This is a genomic window from Nocardioides seonyuensis, assembly GCF_004683965.1.
GTDB lineage: Bacteria > Actinomycetota > Actinomycetes > Propionibacteriales > Nocardioidaceae > Nocardioides > Nocardioides seonyuensis.
The window spans coordinates 2,899,314-2,917,575 of sequence record NZ_CP038436.1; the positions used below are offsets into that span (position 1 = coordinate 2,899,314).

Genomic DNA, 18,262 nt, shown 5'->3' on the forward strand with positions numbered 1-18,262 from the left:
CTCCTGGGCGTCCTCGCCGTGAGCTGGCCGGACCTGGCACTGCTCGCGCTCGCCGTCGTGTTCGCGGTGAGACTCGTCGTGCTCGGCCTCGGCCGGCTCAGGGAGCCGATCCTCCTCGTCCTCGGCCGTGCGCCCGACGGCTCACGCCCTTCGAGGTGGCGCACCGCCCCGTGGGCCAGGGTGTTCGGTTCCGTGCTGGCGCTGCTCCTGGCGGTCGCGGCGGTCGGCCTCGGGGCCGTTGCGCGGAGCGGGACACCTGTGGTCGACGACTTCTATGCCACCCCTGAGGAGCTGCCCGCAGAGCCCGGTGTCCTGCTGCGCAGCGAACCCTTCACCCGGGACGTGCCCGCGGGTGCGGTCGGGTGGCGCATCCTCCACACGACGACCGACGCTCACGGGTCACCCGCGACGTCGAGCGCGATCGTGCTGGCGCCGCGGACTGCAGGCCGGGGCGAGCTGCCGGTGGTGGGTTGGGCGCACGGCACCACGGGGTTCGCCGCCCCGTGCGCGCCCAGCCTGCTGCAGCACCCCCTTCGTCGCGGGCGCGATGCCGGGACTCGACGACGTCGTCGAGGAGGGCTGGGCGGTGGTCGCCACCGACTACACCGGCTTGGGCACACCCGGCCCACACCCCTACCTGATCGGGGCCGGCGAGGGACACTCCGTCCTCGACTCGCTGCGCGCGGCTCGTCAGCTGGAGGGGCTGCGCCTCGCACCCGAGACGGTCGTCTGGGGACACTCCCAAGGCGGGCACGCGGCCCTGTGGGCCGGCCAGCTCGCAAGCACCTACGCGCCTGAGCTGGAGGTGGTCGGCATCGCCGCCGTGTCTCCGGCGGCCGATGTGCCGGCGCTTGCAGCCAACCTGCCGGATGCCACGCTGGGTGAGCTGTTCTCCTCCTACGTGCTCGCCGCCTACGCCAGCCACTACCCCGACATCACGCTCGAGGAGCAAGTCATCCCGCCGGCAAGAACACTCGTGCGCGAGATAGCCGACCGTTGCCTTGCCGAGCCCAGCATCCTGGCCTCGTTGGCATCGGTCCTCTCCGTCGCTCGCGACAGGTCCGTTTACGCCGTTCCGCCCGCTGAAGGACCGTTGGGCGCTCGGCTCCGCGAGAACGTCCCCACCGGTCCGTTCACCGCGCCCGTGCTCGTCGCCCAGGGTGAGGCGGACTCGCTGGTGCTGCCCCACGTGCAACAGGACTACGTCGACGGGCTCTGCGGTGCCGGCGAGAGCGTGGACTATCGGGTCTACTCGGGGCGGAACCACCTCGACATCGTCGAGTCCGGCTCCGCCCTCGTGCCCGACCTGCTGGCCTGGACGGGCACACGCTTCGGCGACGAGGCTGTCGAGGTCGCCAACAGAACGGCTCGGAGCTGCTCGCCGTAGAGCGAGGAGCCCGCGCGCATCTCGCGCGCGTGGTGATGCGACGCGTGTCCGGCGCTCAGCTCGTGGGCAGGGTGATGGTGCCGGTCGGGGTGACGAGGGCGGTGAGTCCGGCGGGGCCGGTCCAGAGGTAGGTGCCGGGTGCGGTGCGCTGGTAGCTCCAGCCGCCTGCTGTCTTGGCTCGGTGGTGTCTTCGACACAGCGGCGCGAGATTGTCAGGTCTCGTCTGGCCCGGTGGTCCACTCTCGTCCGGATCCGCATAGGGCTCGATGTGGTCGAGGTCGGCGTGCCGCGCCGGGTGGGAGCACCACGGGAACACGCAGGTCGAGTCTCGGAGAACGGCTTGCTCGGCCATCCGCGGTGGCGGGTCGTGCCGGTCGACGGACCAGGTGTCCTCGGCGGCGACGTGGAGCACGGGCTGGATGGTGAGGCGGGAGCGGCCGGCCCAGTCCTTGATCTGGGCCAGGGTGACCGGGCCGAGCCCTTCGACGGTGCCGACCGCACCGGACGTGCCGGCGACGACGTCGGCGAGGGAGGCGTGGAGGTAAAGCCGGACCTTCGCATCACGTCGCTCGATGAGTCGACGGCGGACTGCGGCTCGTTCGTCGTCGCTGGTGTCGTCGAGGAGGCTGGTGAGGTCGAGCCGGGCTTGGGCGTCGGCGATGACACCGAGGGCCTTGGCCTTGCGGACCTCGAAGGTGTCGTCGTCACCCAGGGCACCGAGTGCTTCTGCTTCGGCGCAGACGATGTCGTGGAACCGGGTCAGGTCGAGGGTGTCGCCGATCGCGTGGATCTCTGAGGTGGCGCCGCCCTGACTCGGGTCGCGGTGCTTGAGCTTCACGTCCCACTCGCTGCGCTGGCGCTTCTCCTTCTCGGCCAGGTCCTCGCCGTCGACGCGGGCGGAAGCCTCGGCGATCAACCGGTCCAGGGCAGCATGCCCGAGGGAACCGACCCTGCCGGCGGTCTGCCGGTCCACCCACAGGGCGGCGTCCAGGGACAGGTCTCGGGTGCGGACCGCGACCCGGCGGGCCTTCCACGCAGGCACGAAGCCGGCCTGGGTCTGGTGCCACAGCACCGGGAGCCGGTGGTGGAGGTCCAGCGCGTCCGCGAGCAGGCCTGAAGCAGCAGTGGGTGCGATGCCGCAGGCGACGGCGAGCGGCTCGGCGGTGAACGCCGCCACCGCTGGCGTGCCCGCCCCGCCGAGCGTCTCCGGGGCTTCCAGGACCGAAGGCAGCACCGGACCAGCGGCGGTTTCGGCCGCATCAGTCACCGGGTGGGAGATCGCCCATTCGTAGGCGATGCGCAGCTGGTGAACCGCGGCCTCGCGCAGCACGGCCTCGCACTCCGCGGCCTGCTCCAGCAGACCCGACACGCTCGCGTCCGCGAGGTCGGCGACCTCGAGATCGGAGTCCGGCTGGGTGCTGGTCATGGGCATACTCAACCAGTCACCACCGACAGTCGAAGGCCCAAGAACTCCCATTCCACAGGGGTTTCGAGACAGGACTCCGTCCTTCCTCAAGCTCCGGGAGCCGCGGGGGACAGCTGGTGGCGGAACCACAGGGCGACCAATCCCACGGCAGCGGCGCTCACGGGCATCACAAGGACACTGTCGGACGGGGTCGTGTCGAACACTCGAGGAACGACCGACCACAGCAGGAGGGCGACCGTGAGGGCGGCCCCGAAGAAGGTCAGAACTGGTGCCGCTCGTCCTGACATGCCACGGCCCACGAGGAACGTGAGCACGAGACCGACGGCCGCCCCGCCGGTCAGCCCCGCCGCGGCGCCGTACACCGCCCCTAGGACCGCAAGGCCGAGCAGGCCCATGAGGGTTCCGCCGGCGTCACCGTTGAGAGTGCCGGCCACGTTGAAGTTCGCTAGGACCATCGCGACGACGTAGGCGGCACCGATCAGAGCGCCGGCGATCAGCCCCAGGAACGACAATCCGAGCCACGCGGGCTCCGGCCGCCACCGCCATGTGTCCTGCTGATCCCCCATGCTGGCAGACCCTAGCCTCATGCCATGGGCAATCAGTTCGATGATGAAGTGCTGGCGGGTGACGGCTTTCGTCTCAGCACCCTGGACCTCGGTGACGTGGAAGACGTCACCTCCGCATGTCGCGACGAGGTCACGCAGCGTTGGCTACCGCTCCCGAACCCCTACACCTGCGACGCGGCGCGGTCATTCATCGAGGAGGTTGCGCCAGGGATGCACACGAGCGGTGCTGGCCTCGTACGACGGATCGAGGTCGCTGGGAGGTTGTGCGGCGTCATCGACCTGAAGAAGACCGACTGGAAGACGCGGGAGACGGAGATCGGCTACTGGGTCGCCCCCTGGGCGCGCGGACGGGGTCTTGCAGGCAAGGCGTCGAGAGTGCTGGGCGACTGGGCTCTGTCCGACCAGGGCATGGCGCGAGTCGTGATCCGTTGTGCGACCGGCAACACGGCATCACAGGCGGCCGCAAGCTCGGCCGGGTTCGTTCGCGAAGGGATCGCTCGCTCTGCCGGGATCGTCCATTCCGGGCGAGTCGACCTGGCCATCTTCGGCAAGGTGTACGCGGACCTGGACGGGACGTGACCGCCAGCGCTCGGCTCAGTCCTCCGGGTCGTCGAGCCGGGCCAGCCAGGTGGCGAGGCGCTCGACGGGAGTCTCGAACTCGGGGTGCGAGTCGACGAACGCCTGGAGCTGGTCGGCGACCCACGCCAGGGTGACCTCCTCGTCACCCCGGCGCTTCTCGAGCTCCTCGATCCCGCGATCAGTGAAGTACATCGGCGAACCTCAGTAGTCGGTGCCGCGGGTGTCGAGGGCGCCGAAGGCCTGGTCGAGCAGGGCCTTCTGCTCCTCGACGTGGCGCTTGATCGTGCCGACCGACGGAGAGGCCGACGCGGGACGGGTGACCGGCTCGACGGTGATGTCGAGCTGGGGCCACACGTTGAGCTGGTAGTGCGGCCAGGGCCCCATGTTGCGCGGCTCGTCCTGCACCCAGCGCACGGCCTTCAGGTTGGGATACCTGTCGAGCTCGGCGCGGATCTCGTCGATCGGGCTGGGGTAGAGCCGCTCGACGCGGCCGATCGCGAACTTCTCGCCGTCCTCGCGCTTGCCGCGCTCGACCATGAGGTCCCAGGTCACGCGCCCGGAGCACATGAGCAGCGTCTCGACCTTGCTCGGGTCGGCTGCGTCGTCGCCGATGAACGGCCGGAACGTGGTGTCACCGGTGAAGTCCTCCGGCTTGGAGGCTGCCTCCTTGCGCTTGAGCATCGACTTCGGGGTGAAGACGATCAGCGGGCGGTGCTCCTCCCCGAGGGAGTGGCGCCGCAGCGCGTGGAAGTACGACGCAGGCGTCGAGGGCTGCGCCACGACCATCGCGTCCTCGGCGCACATGGTGAGGAAGCGCTCGATGCGGGCGGAGGAGTGGTCCGGACCCTGGCCCTCGTAGCCGTGGGGGAGGAGGAGCACCACGCCGGACTGCTGGCGCCACTTGGTCTGCCCGGCCGAGATGAACTCGTCGATGATCGTCTGGGCCCCGTTGACGAAGTCGCCGAACTGGGCCTCCCAGAGCACGAGCGCCTCGGGGCGAGCCACGGAGTAGCCGTACTCGAAGCCGAGTGCGGCGTACTCGGAGAGCAGTGAGTCGTAGACGTAGAACTTCGCCTGGTCCTCGGTGAGGTTGGTGAGCGGGGTCCACTCATCGGCGTTGGTGCGGTCGATGATGGTCGCGAACCGCTGCACGAAGGTGCCGCGGCGGGAGTCCTGACCGGCGAGGCGGACCGGACGTCCCTCCATCAGCAGGGAGCCGAAGGCCAGGATCTCGCCGGTGCCCCAGTCGATCGGGCCCTCGGTGATGGCCGCGGAGCGGCGCTGGAGCTGAGGCATCACCTTCGGGTGGACGGTGAAGCCCTCCGGCGGGGTAACGTAGGCGTCGGAGATGCGCTTGAGCACCTCGGGGGTGACCGCCGTGCTGAACTCGCCGGCCGGCTTGTCGGGGTAGTCGGGGACCGTGGTCCACTCGATGGGAGCCTCGCTGCTGGCCTCGCGCACCTCGGTGAAGACGCGCTCGAGCTGCTGCTGGTAGTCGCGGAGGACCTGCTCGGCCTCCTCGATGGTGATGTCGCCACGACCGATCAGGGACTCGGTGTAGAGCTTGCGCACCGAGCGCTTCTGCTCGATCAGGTCGTACATCAGCGGCTGGGTGTACGACGGGTCGTCGCCCTCGTTGTGGCCCCGACGCCGGTAGCAGACCAGGTCGATCACGACGTCCTTGTTGAAGGTCTGGCGGTAGTCGAAGGCAAGGCGTGCCACCCGGATGCACGCCTCGGGGTCGTCACCGTTGACGTGGAAGATCGGTGCCTGCACCATCCGCGCCACGTCGGTGGCGTACAGCGAGGAGCGCGACGCGCCGGGCGAGGTCGTGAAGCCGACCTGGTTGTTGATGACCAGGTGGATCGTCCCGCCGGTGCGGTAGCCGCGCAGCTGGGAGAGGTTCAGCGTCTCGGCGACGACTCCCTGACCTGCGAATGCCGCGTCGCCGTGGATGAGAAGCGGCAGCAGGGGGTAGTCGGCGCCCCGGTTGAGGATGTCCTGCTTGGCGCGGGCGATCCCCTCGAGCACGGGGTTGACGGCCTCGAGGTGGGAGGGGTTGGCCGCGACCGAGACCTTGATGCGGTCGCCCGAGCCGGCGATGAACTCACCCTCGGCGCCGAGGTGGTACTTGACGTCACCGGATCCCTGGACGGTGCGGGGGTCGATGTTGCCCTCGAACTCGCGGAAGATCTGGCTGTACTTCTTGCCGACGATGTTGGCGAGGACGTTCAGGCGGCCGCGGTGGGCCATGCCGATCGTGACCTCGTCGAGGCCGGTCTCGGCCGCCGCCTCACAGATCTCGTCGATGAGCGGGACGGTCGTCTCCCCACCCTCGAGCGAGAAGCGCTTCTGACCGACGAACTTGGTCTGCAGGAAGGTCTCGAACGCCTCCGCCTGGTTGAGCTTGAGCAGGATGCGCAGCTGCTCCTCGCGGGGCGGCTTCACGTGCGGCTGCTCCACGCGCTCCTGGATCCAGCGGCGCTGCTCGGGATCCATGATGTGCATGTACTCGATGCCGGTGGTGCGGCAGTAGGAGTCGCGCAGGATGCCAAGGATGTTGCGCAGCTTCATGAAGGGCCGGCCCTCACCGCCGAACCGGCCGGTGGCGAACTCGCGGTCGAGGTCCCACAGCGTGAGGCCGTGCTTCTCGATCTCGAGGTCGGGGTGGCTGCGCTGGCGGTACTCCAGCGGGTCGGTGTCGGCCATCAGGTGCCCGCGCACGCGGTAGGCGTGGATCAGCTCCAGGATGCGTGCCTGCTTGACGATGTCGTCGTCGTGGGAGGCCACGATGTCGCGGCCCCAGCGGATCGGCTCGTAGGGGATGCGCAGCGAGCGGAAGATCTCGTCGTAGAACCCCTCCTCACCGAGGAGCAGCTGGTGGACCCGGCGGAGGAACTCACCCGACTGGGCGCCCTGGATCACCCGGTGGTCGTAGGTCGAGGTCAGCGTCATGATCCGGCTGACCGCGTTGCGGGTGAGGGTCTCCTCGGAGGCGCCCTGGAACTCGGGCGGGTAGTCCATGGAGCCCACGCCGATGATGGCGGCCTGGCCGGCCATGAGCCGCGGCACGGAGTTGTTGGTGCCGAGCCCGCCGACGTTGGTCAGGCTGATGGTCGTGCCCGAGTAGTCGTCCATGGTCAGCTTGTTGTCGCGGGCCTTGCGGATCATCTCCTCGTAGGCAGTCCAGAAGCCCGCGAAGTCCATCGTCTCGCAACCCTTGATCGAGGGGGCGACGAGCTGGCGGGTGCCGTCGGGCTTCTGCTGGTCGATGGCCAGGCCGAGGTTGATGTGGGCCGGCGTCACCATGGTCGGCTTGCCGTCGACCTCGGTGAAGGAGTTGTTCATCTCCGGCATCGACTTGATGGCCTTGACGAGCGCGTAGCCGATCAGGTGCGTGAAGCTCACCTTGCCGCCGCGCGCCCGCTTGAGGTGGTTGTTGATGACGGTCCGGTTGTCCCACAGCAGCTTGACCGGCATGTTGCGCACGGAGGTCGCGGTGGGGACGGTGAGGGAGACGTCCATGTTCTTGGCCGTCGCAGCGGCGATGCCACGCAGCGTGGTGAAGGTGGGTTCGTCACTGGCCGCGGCGGGCGCCTTCGGCTTCGACTCCTTGGCCACGGGGGAGGTGGTGCCCTTCGCGGGCTCCTGCGCGGCCGCGGCCGGACGCGGAGTGGCCTTGGGGGCCGGCTTGGACTCCGTCTTGGACTCCGGCTCCGGGTCGGCCTTCGGCTCGGCCTTGGACTCCGTCTTGGACTCCGGCTTCGACTCGGCCTTCGGCTGTGGCTTGGACTCCGCGGGCGTGGTCTGGCCGCCGTTGCTCGAGGGCGAGCTGCCACCGAAGTAGGCGGCCCACTCGGGCCCCACGCTGCCGGGATCCTTGTCGTAGGCCTCCCGCATCTCCTCGACGAGCCATTCGTTGGCCCCCATGTCGGAGGAGGGGGCAACGGAGGACTGGTTGCCGGACTGACCGGCGGGGGGCTGCGGCACTCTTGCTTCGCCTCTTCCAGAGAGATTCGCGTGCGGGCGGGTAGTCGGTCACAAGGCTAGTCGCACTCGCGCGCAAATGCAGATGGTGGGCCGGTGTTTGAGGCATGGTGTCGCCAGCACCACACCAGCAACCCCTGCGCCGCCCGAAAGTCTCGCCCCGTTGGAGCCGCCATGTCCGCCCCCGAACCGGGCCGTCACCTCCTCCTGCTGTCGCTCGCGATCCTCCTGGCCCTCACCGGTCTCGTCGGGTGCCGCGACTCCTCCGAGGCGCCCGCGGCCACACGTCCGGCGAGCACCGAGACGGTGTCCCTGACGGCCAACCCGGTGACCACCAGCAGCAAGGTGGCCCGTGTCTACGGCCGGCTGCCGAAGGCACGCCGTGGTGCCGTACGACGCAAGGTGGCCGCCGCCGTCGACGCGTGGTGGGACTCCGCCTACCTGGCGGGGGACTACCCACGGACGTCGTTCCCCCGTGCGTTCCCCCGCTTCACCGCGGGTGCGGAGGCCAAGGCGCGCCGCGACAAGCGCCTGATGACCAACCTCGACATCGGCGGCCGGATCGACTCCGTCACCGCCAAGCGCCGGCACCTGGTCCTCGACGTGCTGGCCACGAGGGGGACGGCCCGCTCGGTGACGGCGCGCTTCGTCCTGCGCTTCCGCACCACAGGCGCCAAGGAGCGGCTGGTGACGGTGCGAGGACGACTGTTCCTCACGCGTCGCAGCGGCACGTGGAAGGTCTTCGGCTACGACGTCGCGAAGGGGAGCCGGGCATGAGCAGGGTCCGCGTCCTGGCACGGACAGCACTTCTCGGCGTGGTGCTCGCGGTGACTGCGGTCGTCGTACCCGACGCGTCAGTGGCCCCGACCGGGGTCAGCCTGGTCAGGATGAAGCACGCCGCGGGCGTCTCGGTCGGCAACGACGTCATCTGGATCCTCGCCGTCGGCTCCGACGCCAGGCCGGGACAGGACATGCTGCGTGCCCGCGGCGACGCTCTTCAGCTGGTCGGCATCAACACCGCGACGGGTGCGGCCACAGCGATCGGAGTGCCCCGCGACTCGTGGGTCGCGATCCCCGGCCACGGTCGGGAGAAGATCAACTCGGCGCTCTACTTCGACGGCCCGCGCGGCATGGCCGGCGCCATGCGCAACCTCACCGGGATATCCGCCGACTACGTCATGGTGACGCGGTTCCCCTTCTTCGAGGACATGGTCGACGACATCGGCGGGATCACGGTCACCAACCCCCGCAGGTTCGCCGACCCCTACCTCAAGAAGGAAGGGTTCAGGCAGGGACGCATCCACCTGGGCGGCTACGACGCCATGGCCTTCTCGCGGATCCGCAAGGGGCTCAGCGGCGGCGACTTCGACCGCTCGGCCAACCAGCAGCGCACCCTGCGAGGCATCCATGCCCGGGTCCGTTCCATGGCCCGCCGGCCGGGATTCATCGAGCGCGGCGTGATGACGGTGCTCGAGCACATGAGCACCAACGCCAACCCCGCCGAGCTCTACGAGATCGCCCAGGCGGGCGCGCAGGTCGAGCCCCACAAGATCACCACGTGCGTGATCCGGGGCCGGGTCGGCTTCGTGGGCGCGGCCAGCGTGGTCTTCCCCGACGTGCGGCAGGCCCGGACACTCGGCCGCGAGGCGCGGGACGACGCCACCCTCAAGGGCTGCCACTAGGTGGTCGTCACGGTGGGATGTGCGCCTCCGGCAGGATTCGAACCTGCGGCACCCGGTACCGGAAACCGGTGCTCTATCCCCTGAGCTACGGAGGCATGGAGTCGTGACGGCCCAGGGCCACACGACTCGGGCGCAGACTATCCGGTGATATCGACGCGAGGGAAACCGGTGGCCGCCGATAGGGTGAGGCGGTGACTCCCGACCAGCTCTCCTCGACCATCGTCGGCGTGCTCGAGGCCCTCGTGGCCGACGGCGCGATGACCCTGCCCGACGGCATCCCGGCCTCCGTCACGGTCGAGCGACCCCGGCAGGAGGGGCACGGCGACTACGCCACCAACGTCGCCCTGCAGCTGGCCAAGCGCGTGCAGGTCTCGGGCCAGGGCACCAACCCGCGCGCACTCGCCGAGCTGCTCAGCACGAGGCTGGCCGACACCCCGGGCGTCGCCCGGGTCGAGGTCGCGGGTCCGGGGTTCCTCAACATCACGGTCGAGGCCGGCGCCCAGGGCGAGGTGGCGGCCGACGTCGTCGCGGCAGGGGCGTCGTACGGCCACCTGGACGCGCTCGCCGGGCAGCGCATCAACATCGAGTTCATCTCCGCCAATCCCACCGGCCCGCTGCACCTGGGACACACGCGCTGGGCGGTGCTCGGCGACGCCATCGGCCGGGTGCTGGCGGCGGCGGGCGCCGAGGTGACGCGCGAGTTCTACATCAACGACCGCGGCAACCAGATGGACCTCTTCGGCGCCTCGCTCGAGGCGTCAGCCCTGGGCCGGCCGATCCCCGAGGACGGCTACCAGGGCGGCTACATCGCAGACCTCGCCGCTGCGATCGTGTCAGCCGACCCGGGCATCGTCGACCTCCCCGAGGGGGAGCGCCTGCGTGCCTTCCGGGAGGCGGGCTACGCGCTGCAGCTGAAGGAGCAGCAGGACCAGCTCGACGGCTTCAACACCCACTTCGACGTGTGGTTCTCCGAGCGCGCCCTGCACGCCGAGGGGTTCGAGGGGTCTGTCGCCGACACCCTCAAGGGGCTCACCGACAACGGTCACCTCTTCGAGGCCGACGGTGCCCTGTGGATGCGCACCACCGACTTCGGTGACGACAAGGACCGGGTGCTGATCCGCTCCAACGGCGAGCTCACCTACTTCGCCTCCGACACCGCCTACTACCTCAACAAGCGGGCCCGTGGCTTCGACCACTGCATCTACCTTCTCGGCGCCGACCACCACGGCTACGTCGGGCGCCTCCGGGCGATGGCGGCCTGCGTCGGTGACGACCCCGCGCAGACGCTCGACGTCATGATCGGGCAGCTGGTCAAGATCATGCGCGACGGCGAGGAGCTGCGCCTCTCCAAGCGTGCCGGCACGATGGTCACGCTCAACGAGCTCATGGACGAGATCGGTGTCGACGCGCTGCGCTACTCGCTGGCGCGCTACCCGGCCGACAGCCCGCTGACGCTCGACGTCGCCGAGATCACCAAGGCCTCGAGCGACAACCCCGTCTACTACGTGCAGTACGCCCACGCGCGGACCTGCCGCATGATGGAGAACGCCGCCGCGCTCGGGATGAGCCTGCCGGGGGAGCGGTTCGAGCCGGCGCTGCTGGCCCACGAGCTCGAGGGCCGTCTCCTGCGTGCCCTGGCGGAGTACCCCCGCGTCGTCGTCAGCGCCGCCGAGCTGCGCGAGCCGCACCGCATCGCGCGCTACCTCGAGGACACCGCCGCGGTCTTCAACAAGTGGTACGACACCAAGGAGTGCCGGATGCTGCCGCAGGGCGACGAGCCCGTCGCGGCCGTCAATGAGGCCCGGCTGGTCCTCGTGGCGGCCACCCGCACCGTGTTCGCCAACGGCCTAGACCTCCTCGGCGTCACCGCACCCGAGAGGATGTGAGGAGTGCCCACCTCACACCCGTCCGGCTGGGCCCACGCCGACGGCGCCCTCCGGGGTCCCGGGTGGCTGCGCCCGCCCGACGACGTCAACGCGCTCGTCCCGCAGCTGTGGTCCTCCACGGCCCACAAGACCGACGGAGTCCTCCACGTCGGCGGCATGGCCGTCGCAGACCTCGTCGCCAACCACAACACACCTGCCCTGGTCCTCGACGAGGACGACTTCCGCACGCGGGCGCGTGCCTTCCGCGACGCGTTCGCCGGGTGGGACGTCTACTACGCGGGCAAGGCGTTCCTCTGCGTGGAGGTCGCGCGCTGGATCGCCGAGGAGGGGCTCTGCCTGGACGTCTGCTCCGACGGAGAGCTCACCGTCGCGATGCACGCCGGGGTCGAGCCCTCGCGCATCGGCTACCACGGCAACAACAAGGCGATGGTCGACCTGCGCCGGGCGGTCGCGCTGGGAGTGGGACGGATCATCGTGGACTCCTTCCACGAGATCGAGCGCCTCGAGTCGTTGACCGCCGAGCCGGGGATGCGCGCCCGGGTGATGGTCCGCGTGACACCGGGCGTCGAGGCACACACGCACGAGTACATCGCCACCGCGCACGAGGACCAGAAATTCGGGTTCTCCATCACCTCCGGTGACGCGCTCGAGGCCGTGCGACGGCTCACCGCCGCGCCGGGCATCGAGCTCCTCGGCCTGCACTCCCACATCGGCAGCCAGATCTTCGACACCAGTGGCTTCGAGGTCGCGGCCCGCAGGGTCCTGGCGCTGCACAAGGCGGTCAGCGACGAGCTCGGTGTCGTGATGCCCGAGATGGACCTCGGCGGAGGCTTCGGGATCGCCTACACGACGCAGGACGACCCCAGCGACCCCGCGCAGCTCGCCACCGAGATGGGCAAGATCGTCGAGCAGGAGTGCCGCTCCCTCGGTATCGACGAGCCACGGCTGTCGATCGAGCCCGGTCGGGCGATCGTGGGCCCGAGCATGTGCACCGTCTACACCGTGGGCACGGTCAAGGAGGTCATCCTCGACGGTGGCCTGCGGCGCACCTACGTCAGCGTCGACGGAGGGATGAGCGACAACGTCCGGACCGCCCTCTACGACGCGGACTACTCCTGCACCCTGGCCTCCCGGGCCTCCGACGCCCCCCCGGTGGTGGCGCGCATCGTCGGCAAGCATTGCGAGGCCGGCGACATCGTCGTCAAGGACGAGTTCCTGCCCGCCGACGTCAAGCCCGGTGACCTCGTGGCCGTGCCCGGCACCGGCGCCTACTGCCGCTCGATGGCCTCCAACTACAACCACTCGCTGCGACCGCCGGTGATCGCGGTTCGGGACGGGGAGCCGCGAGTGCTCGTGCGCAGGGAGACTGTTGCCGACCTGCTGACGACAGACATGGGAGTGGTCCAGTGAAGGAGGGCGAGAAGGCCCGGCTCAAGGTGGCCGTGCTCGGCTGCGGCTCGGTCGGCTCGCAGGTCGTGCGACTGCTGACGGAGCAGGCCGACGACCTCGAGGCGCGGGTCGGTGCCCGCCTGGAGCTGGCCGGGGTCGCCGTACGACGCCTCGACGCGGCGCGCGAGGTCCAGGTGCCGGCAGGGCTCCTCACGACCGACGCCACCGGGCTCGTGGCCCGCGAGGACGTCGATCTCGTCATCGAGACGATCGGCGGGATCGAGCCGGCGCGCTCCCTGATCCTCTCCGCATTCGAGAACGGCAAGTCGGTCGTCAGCGCCAACAAGGCGCTCATCGCCGAGGACGGCGCCACGCTGTTCGAGGCGGCGGCGAAGGCCGAGCGCGACTTCTACTACGAGGCCGCCGTGGCCGCCGCCATCCCGATCCTCAGGCCGCTGCGCGAGTCGCTCGCCGGCGATCGCGTCACCCGGGTGCTCGGCATCGTCAACGGGACGACCAACTTCATCCTCGACAAGATGGACACCTCTGGGGCCGGGTTCTCCGACGCCCTCGAGGAGGCCCAGGAGCTCGGTTTCGCCGAGGCCGACCCGACGGCTGACGTCGAGGGGTTCGACGCGGCGGCGAAGGCAGCCATCCTGGCCAGCCTCGCCTTCCACTCGAGGGTGACCGCGGCCGATGTCCACCGCGAGGGGATCACCGACGTCACCGCCGCCGACGTCGCGTCGGCCCGCGAGATGGACGCGGTCGTCAAGCTGCTCGCCATCGCCGAGCTGCGCCCGGGACCGGACGGCGGCGAGCAGGTCGCCGTGCGCGTGCATCCCGCGATGATCCCCAGGTCCCACCCGCTGGCAAGCGTGCGAGGGGCCTACAACGCCGTGTTCGTGGAGTCCGAGGCCGCAGGCCAGCTGATGTTCTACGGCCCCGGTGCGGGCGGCTCGCCCACGGCGAGCGCGGTCCTCGGTGACCTGGTGACGGTGGCGCGCAACCGGCTCGCCGACACACGCGGGGCGGGCGAGTCCGCCTACGCCGAGCGCCCGGTCATGTCGATGGGGGAGACCCGCACCCGCTACCACGTGTCCCTCGACGTCGACGACGTCGCCGGTGTCCTCGCCTCGGTGGCGACCGCCTTCGCCGACCACGGGGTCAGCATCCAGACGGTGCGCCAGGAGGGCCGCGACGACGACGCCCAGCTGGTCGTGGTCTCGCACGCTGCCACCGACGCGGCCCTGAGCGCGACGGTGGAGCGCCTGCGCACCATGGAGACCGTCCGCGAGGTCACCTCCGTGATGCGCGTCGAAGGGGGAGACGAGTGACGAACGGCGAGGCCGCCAACGGCCAGTGGCGCGGGATCATCGAGGAGTACCGCGACCTCATCGACCTGCTGCCCGAGGGGATGGAGGCCGTCACCCTGCGCGAGGGCGGCACCCCCCTCGTGCGAGCTGACTGGCTTTCCTCGCTCACCGGCGGCCAGGTGTGGCTCAAGGTCGAGGGCAACAACCCGACAGGGTCGTTCAAGGACCGCGGCATGACGACGGCCATCTCCGTCGCGAAGGCCGAGGGTGCCGAGGCCGTCGTGTGCGCCTCCACCGGCAACACCTCCGCGTCGATGGCCGCCTACGCCGCCAAGGCGGGGCTCAAGCCGTTGGTGCTGATCCCCGAGGGCAAGATCTCCGCCGGCAAGATGGCCCAGGCCGTGCTCCACGGCGCCCAGATCATCATGGTCCGCGGCAACTTCGACCACTGCCTCGACATGGCGCGAGGCCTCGCACGTGACTATCCCGTCGCGCTGGTCAACTCCGTCAACCCGGTGCGCCTCCAGGGCCAGAAGACCGCGGCGTTCGAGATCGCGGACTTCCTGGGCGACGCGCCCGACCACCACCTGCTGCCCGTCGGCAACGCCGGCAACATCTCCGCCTACTGGCTCGGCTACACCCAGTACGAACAGCTCGGGCGCACCACGAAGCGACCTGTGATGCACGGCTTCCAGGCCGAGGGCGCCGCCCCGCTGGTGACCGGCGAGCCGTTCCCGGACCCCGAGACCAAGGCGACGGCGATCCGCATCGGCAACCCCGCGTCCTGGCACCTCGCAGAGCAGGCGGCCAAGGAGTCCGAGGGCGAGTTCACCGCGCTCTCAGACGAGCAGATCCTGGCCGCTCAGGTCGAGCTCGCCCGCCGCGAAGGGGTGTTCGTGGAGCCCGCGTCGGCTGCTGGCGTGGCGGGGCTGCTCGCCCACCTCGAGGCGGGCGCCGACTTCTCCGGCCAGGTGGTCGCCATCACCGTCACCGGCCACGGCCTGAAGGACACCTCGACGGCCCTGGAGTCGTTCACCGACGTGGTCGACACGGTCGTCGACGCCGACGTGGACGCCGCGGCCAGAGCCGCCGGCCTGTAGCCCGTGGCGACCTTCGTCGAAGGCCCCGTGAGGGTCTCCGTCCCCGCAACCGCTGCCAACCTCGGCCCCGGGTTCGACTCGTTGGGGCTCGCGCTCTCCCTGCACGACGAGCTGCTCGCCGAGGTCACGCCCGACGGCCTGGAGATCGACGTGAGCGGCGAGGGCGCCGGCAGCGTCCCCCTCGACGAGTCGCACCTGGTGGTGCGGGCCATGCGCGCGGCCTTCGACCTGATGCAGGCCGAGCCGTCCGGGTTGCGGCTGGAGTGCCGCAACGCCATCCCGCACAGCCGGGGGCTCGGGTCGTCCTCGGCCGCGATCGTGGCGGGGGTGACCCTCGCACGCGCCCTGGTGGCGGGCGGCCAGCTGCTGCTCTCCGACGAGGCTCTCTTCGATCTTGCGGCCGACCTCGAGGGACACCCCGACAACGTGGCGCCCGCCTTCTACGGCGGCTTCGTCATCTCCGGCCGGGAGGACGGGCGGTGGTACGCCGTGGCCTCGGGGGTCGACCCGCGCGTCACGCCGGTCGTCTTCGTCCCGCCGACCCCGGTGTCGACCGAGCATGCCCGCAGCCTGCTGCCCGACGTCGTGCCCCACTGCGACGCAGCCTCCCAGGCCGGTCGTACGGCGCTGCTCGTCGCCGCGCTCGCGGGTCAGCCCGAGCACCTCCTCACCGCGACCCGCGACTGGCTGCACCAGGAGCAACGCCGGTCCGCGATGCCCGACACCCTGGCGCTGGTGGACTCCTTGCGCGCCGACGGCATCCCGGCGGTGGTGTCGGGGGCAGGACCGGCTGTGCTCGCCTTCGCGGCGGCGGACACCTCCCGGCTCACCCGTCGATGTCCTCGAGGCTGGGTCGCACACGCCCTGGCGGTCGAGGCCGCCGGCGCTCGCCTGCTAGCCTGACGGCGCGTCGCTCGACGTGTCGCCCGTCCCGGCTCTCGCCGCGCGCACGGGCACCTCAACTCCGAGGTCCGCAGTGGCCCTTCACGGCCCTGACGTGACCGCGCAACGTGTGAAGGACTCACGTGACCGAGACCCCCGAGAACACTCCCGCACCCTCCGCCGCAGCGGACGCGCCGCCGGCCAAGAAGCGTGGAGGTGGGCTGAACGCCATGCTGCTGGCCGACCTGAAGTCCATGGCCGCCGGGCTCGGAATCGCGGGCGCGGGTTCGATGAAGAAGGCACAGCTCGTCGAGGCCATCAAGAACCAGGGCACGCCGGTGAGCAAGCCGGCCCGGACCGATCAGCGCGCGACGAAGGACGAGCCGACCACGCCGCCCGCCCAGGAGCGTGCTGCCGAGTCGACCGGCTCAACGGACTCGCAGGAGGCCGGCAAGCAGGACTCGGGCAAGCAGGACTCTGGCAAGCAGGACTCTGCCAAGCAGGACTCTGCCAAGCAGGACTCGGGCAAGCAGGACTCGGGCAAGCAGGACTCGGGCAAGCAGGACTCGGGCAAGCAGGAGCGTGCGAAGCAGGACCGGTCGAAGGGACAGCAGGCCCAGCAGAAGCAGGAGCGCCAGGGCAAGCAGGACCAGTCCCGGCAGGACCAGGGCAAGCAGGACCAGTCCCGGCAGGACCAGGGCAAGCAGGACCAGTCCCGGCAGGACCAGGGCAAGCAGGACCAGTCCCGGCAGGAGCAGGGCAAGCAGGACCAGTCCCGGCAGGACCAGTCCCGGCAGGACCAGGACCAGTCCGGGGACGACGACGGTGAGGGCGGGAGCCGCCGCAACCGCCGCCGTCGCGGGCGCGAGCGCCAGGCGCCCCGCGTCGGGCGCAACGAGCCCGACACCACGATCCTCGAGGACGACGTCCTGGTTCCCGCAGCCGGAATCCTCGACGTGCTGGACAACTACGCGTTCGTCCGCACCTCCGGCTACCTGCCTGGCAGCGAGGACGTCTACCTCTCGTTGTCGATGGTCCGCAAGTTCGGCCTGCGCAGGGGTGACGCGGTGGTCGGCCAGGTGCGCCAGCCACGCGAGGGGGAGCGCCGCGAGAAGTTCAACCCGATGGTGCGCGTCGACAGCGTGAACGGCGCCGACCCCGAGTCCGCGCGCGAGCGCCCGGAGTTCACGAGCGCGACGCCGGTCCACCCTCACCAGCGCTTGCGGCTGGCGACCGACTCCACGGACGTGACCGGCCGGGTCATCGACATCGCCGCACCTGTCGGCAAGGGTCAGCGCGGCCTGATCGTGACGCCGCCGCGAGCCGGCACGACCTCGATCCTGCGCTCGCTCGCCGCGTCCGTCACCGCCAACAACCCCGAGTGCCACCTCATGGTCGTGCTCGTCGGTGCGCGGCCCGAGGAGGTCACCGACTTCCGGCGGGCAGTCAAGGGCGAGGTCGTCGCCTCCACCTTCGACCTCCCGCCCGCCGACCACGTCCTGGTCTCGGAGCTGGCCATCGAACGGGCCAAGCGACTCGTCGAGCTCGGTCACGACGTCGTCGTGCTGCTCGACTCGCTGACCAGCCTGGGCCGCGCCTACAACCTGGCGGCACCTGCCAACGGCCGGCTGCTCGCCGGCGGAGTCGACGCCTCCGCCGTGCACCCTCCCAAGCAGCTCTTCGGGGCCGCTCGCAAGCTGGAGGATGCAGGCTCCCTGACGATCCTCGCCTCCGTGCTCGTGGAGACGGGGTCGGCCACCGACGAGCTGTTCTTCGAGGAGCTGCGCGGCACGGCCAACCTCGAGCTGCGCCTGAGCAGCGAGCGCGCTGCCCAGGGCCTGGTGCCAGCCGTCGACCCCGCCAGGTCCGGCACCCGCCACGAGGAGAAGCTGCTGGCGCCTGCCGAGGGTGCCGTGGTCGGAGACCTCCGCCGCAAGCTCGCCGACGCCACCACCCAGCAGGCCGTGGAGAAGCTCGTCGCCAGCTCGCGCTGACACTGCGCGACGAGGAATGTGCGGATTGGCGCCGCTGTTGGACCCGGTGGCACACTTGTGCGTCGGTTCCG

14 protein-coding genes and 1 tRNA gene are annotated in these 18,262 nt (G+C 70.4%); 10 read left to right on the plus strand and 5 right to left on the minus strand.

Annotation, left to right across the window (positions count from 1 at the left end; all coding sequences use genetic code 11):
* The first annotated feature begins 547 nt into the window (after window positions 1-547).
* Window positions 548-1,387, plus strand: coding sequence for an alpha/beta fold hydrolase (locus EXE58_RS19755; protein WP_244242237.1), 840 nt, complete (start codon window positions 548-550; stop codon window positions 1,385-1,387).
* Between the two features lie 55 nt (window positions 1,388-1,442).
* On the opposite strand, the gene EXE58_RS14115 is transcribed toward EXE58_RS19755, so the two are convergent.
* Both EXE58_RS14115 and EXE58_RS14120 read right to left on the minus strand, forming a co-directional pair.
* The gene (locus EXE58_RS14115; protein WP_135268474.1) at window positions 1,443-2,813 is read right to left on the minus strand and encodes an HNH endonuclease signature motif containing protein; all 1,371 of its coding nucleotides are present in this window, start codon (window positions 2,811-2,813) and stop codon (window positions 1,443-1,445) included.
* An 86-nt stretch (window positions 2,814-2,899) separates the two neighbouring features.
* Window positions 2,900-3,379, minus strand: coding sequence for a hypothetical protein (locus EXE58_RS14120; protein WP_135268475.1), 480 nt, complete (start codon window positions 3,377-3,379; stop codon window positions 2,900-2,902).
* Between the two features lie 24 nt (window positions 3,380-3,403).
* Here EXE58_RS14120 and EXE58_RS14125 point away from each other — a divergent pair, with 24 nt between their 5' ends.
* Window positions 3,404-3,958, plus strand: coding sequence for a GNAT family N-acetyltransferase (locus EXE58_RS14125; RefSeq protein WP_135268476.1), 555 nt, complete (start codon window positions 3,404-3,406; stop codon window positions 3,956-3,958).
* Window positions 3,959-3,973: 15 nt separating this feature from the next.
* On the opposite strand, the gene EXE58_RS19545 is transcribed toward EXE58_RS14125, so the two are convergent.
* A complete protein-coding gene (locus tag EXE58_RS19545) occupies window positions 3,974-4,150 on the minus strand; it encodes a DUF6104 family protein (RefSeq protein WP_167288900.1) in 177 nt (58 codons plus the stop codon).
* Between the two features lie 9 nt (window positions 4,151-4,159).
* Window positions 4,160-7,948, minus strand: coding sequence for a multifunctional oxoglutarate decarboxylase/oxoglutarate dehydrogenase thiamine pyrophosphate-binding subunit/dihydrolipoyllysine-residue succinyltransferase subunit (locus tag EXE58_RS14130; protein WP_167288902.1), 3,789 nt, complete (start codon window positions 7,946-7,948; stop codon window positions 4,160-4,162).
* Window positions 7,949-8,119: 171 nt separating this feature from the next.
* On the opposite strand from EXE58_RS14130, the gene EXE58_RS14135 reads away from it, so the two are divergent.
* Both EXE58_RS14135 and EXE58_RS14140 read left to right on the plus strand, forming a co-directional pair.
* Complete coding sequence (locus tag EXE58_RS14135; RefSeq protein WP_135268477.1) at window positions 8,120-8,722, plus strand: hypothetical protein; 603 nt, start codon at window positions 8,120-8,122, stop codon at window positions 8,720-8,722.
* Complete coding sequence (locus EXE58_RS14140; protein ID WP_135268478.1) at window positions 8,719-9,627, plus strand: LCP family protein; 909 nt, start codon at window positions 8,719-8,721, stop codon at window positions 9,625-9,627. The genes EXE58_RS14135 and EXE58_RS14140 overlap by 4 nt, the downstream gene beginning before the upstream one ends.
* 22 nt (window positions 9,628-9,649) lie before the next feature.
* Here the strand turns inward: EXE58_RS14140 and EXE58_RS14145 are convergent.
* Window positions 9,650-9,722, minus strand: a tRNA-Arg gene (locus EXE58_RS14145).
* 96 nt (window positions 9,723-9,818) lie between these two features.
* Between EXE58_RS14145 and argS the strand changes: the two genes are divergently transcribed.
* From argS to rho, 6 genes are all read left to right on the plus strand, one after another.
* Window positions 9,819-11,513 (plus strand): arginine--tRNA ligase, encoded by a 1,695-nt coding sequence (argS, locus tag EXE58_RS14150; protein ID WP_135268479.1) that lies wholly within the window; start codon window positions 9,819-9,821, stop codon window positions 11,511-11,513.
* A 3-nt stretch (window positions 11,514-11,516) separates the two neighbouring features.
* On the plus strand, window positions 11,517-12,923 hold the full coding sequence (gene lysA, locus EXE58_RS14155; protein ID WP_135268480.1) for a diaminopimelate decarboxylase: 1,407 nt from the start codon (window positions 11,517-11,519) through the stop codon (window positions 12,921-12,923).
* On the plus strand, window positions 12,920-14,236 hold the full coding sequence (locus EXE58_RS14160) for a homoserine dehydrogenase (RefSeq protein WP_208544022.1): 1,317 nt from the start codon (window positions 12,920-12,922) through the stop codon (window positions 14,234-14,236). The genes lysA and EXE58_RS14160 overlap by 4 nt, the downstream gene beginning before the upstream one ends.
* A complete protein-coding gene (gene thrC / locus EXE58_RS14165; protein ID WP_135268481.1) occupies window positions 14,233-15,315 on the plus strand; it encodes a threonine synthase in 1,083 nt (360 codons plus the stop codon). Before EXE58_RS14160 ends, thrC begins: the two co-directional genes overlap by 4 nt.
* Before the next feature lie 3 nt (window positions 15,316-15,318).
* Window positions 15,319-16,218 (plus strand): homoserine kinase, encoded by a 900-nt coding sequence (gene thrB, locus EXE58_RS14170; RefSeq protein ID WP_135268482.1) that lies wholly within the window; start codon window positions 15,319-15,321, stop codon window positions 16,216-16,218.
* Between the two features lie 122 nt (window positions 16,219-16,340).
* Window positions 16,341-18,191 (plus strand): transcription termination factor Rho, encoded by a 1,851-nt coding sequence (gene rho, locus EXE58_RS14175; RefSeq protein WP_244242238.1) that lies wholly within the window; start codon window positions 16,341-16,343, stop codon window positions 18,189-18,191.
* Window positions 18,192-18,262: the final 71 nt, after the last annotated feature.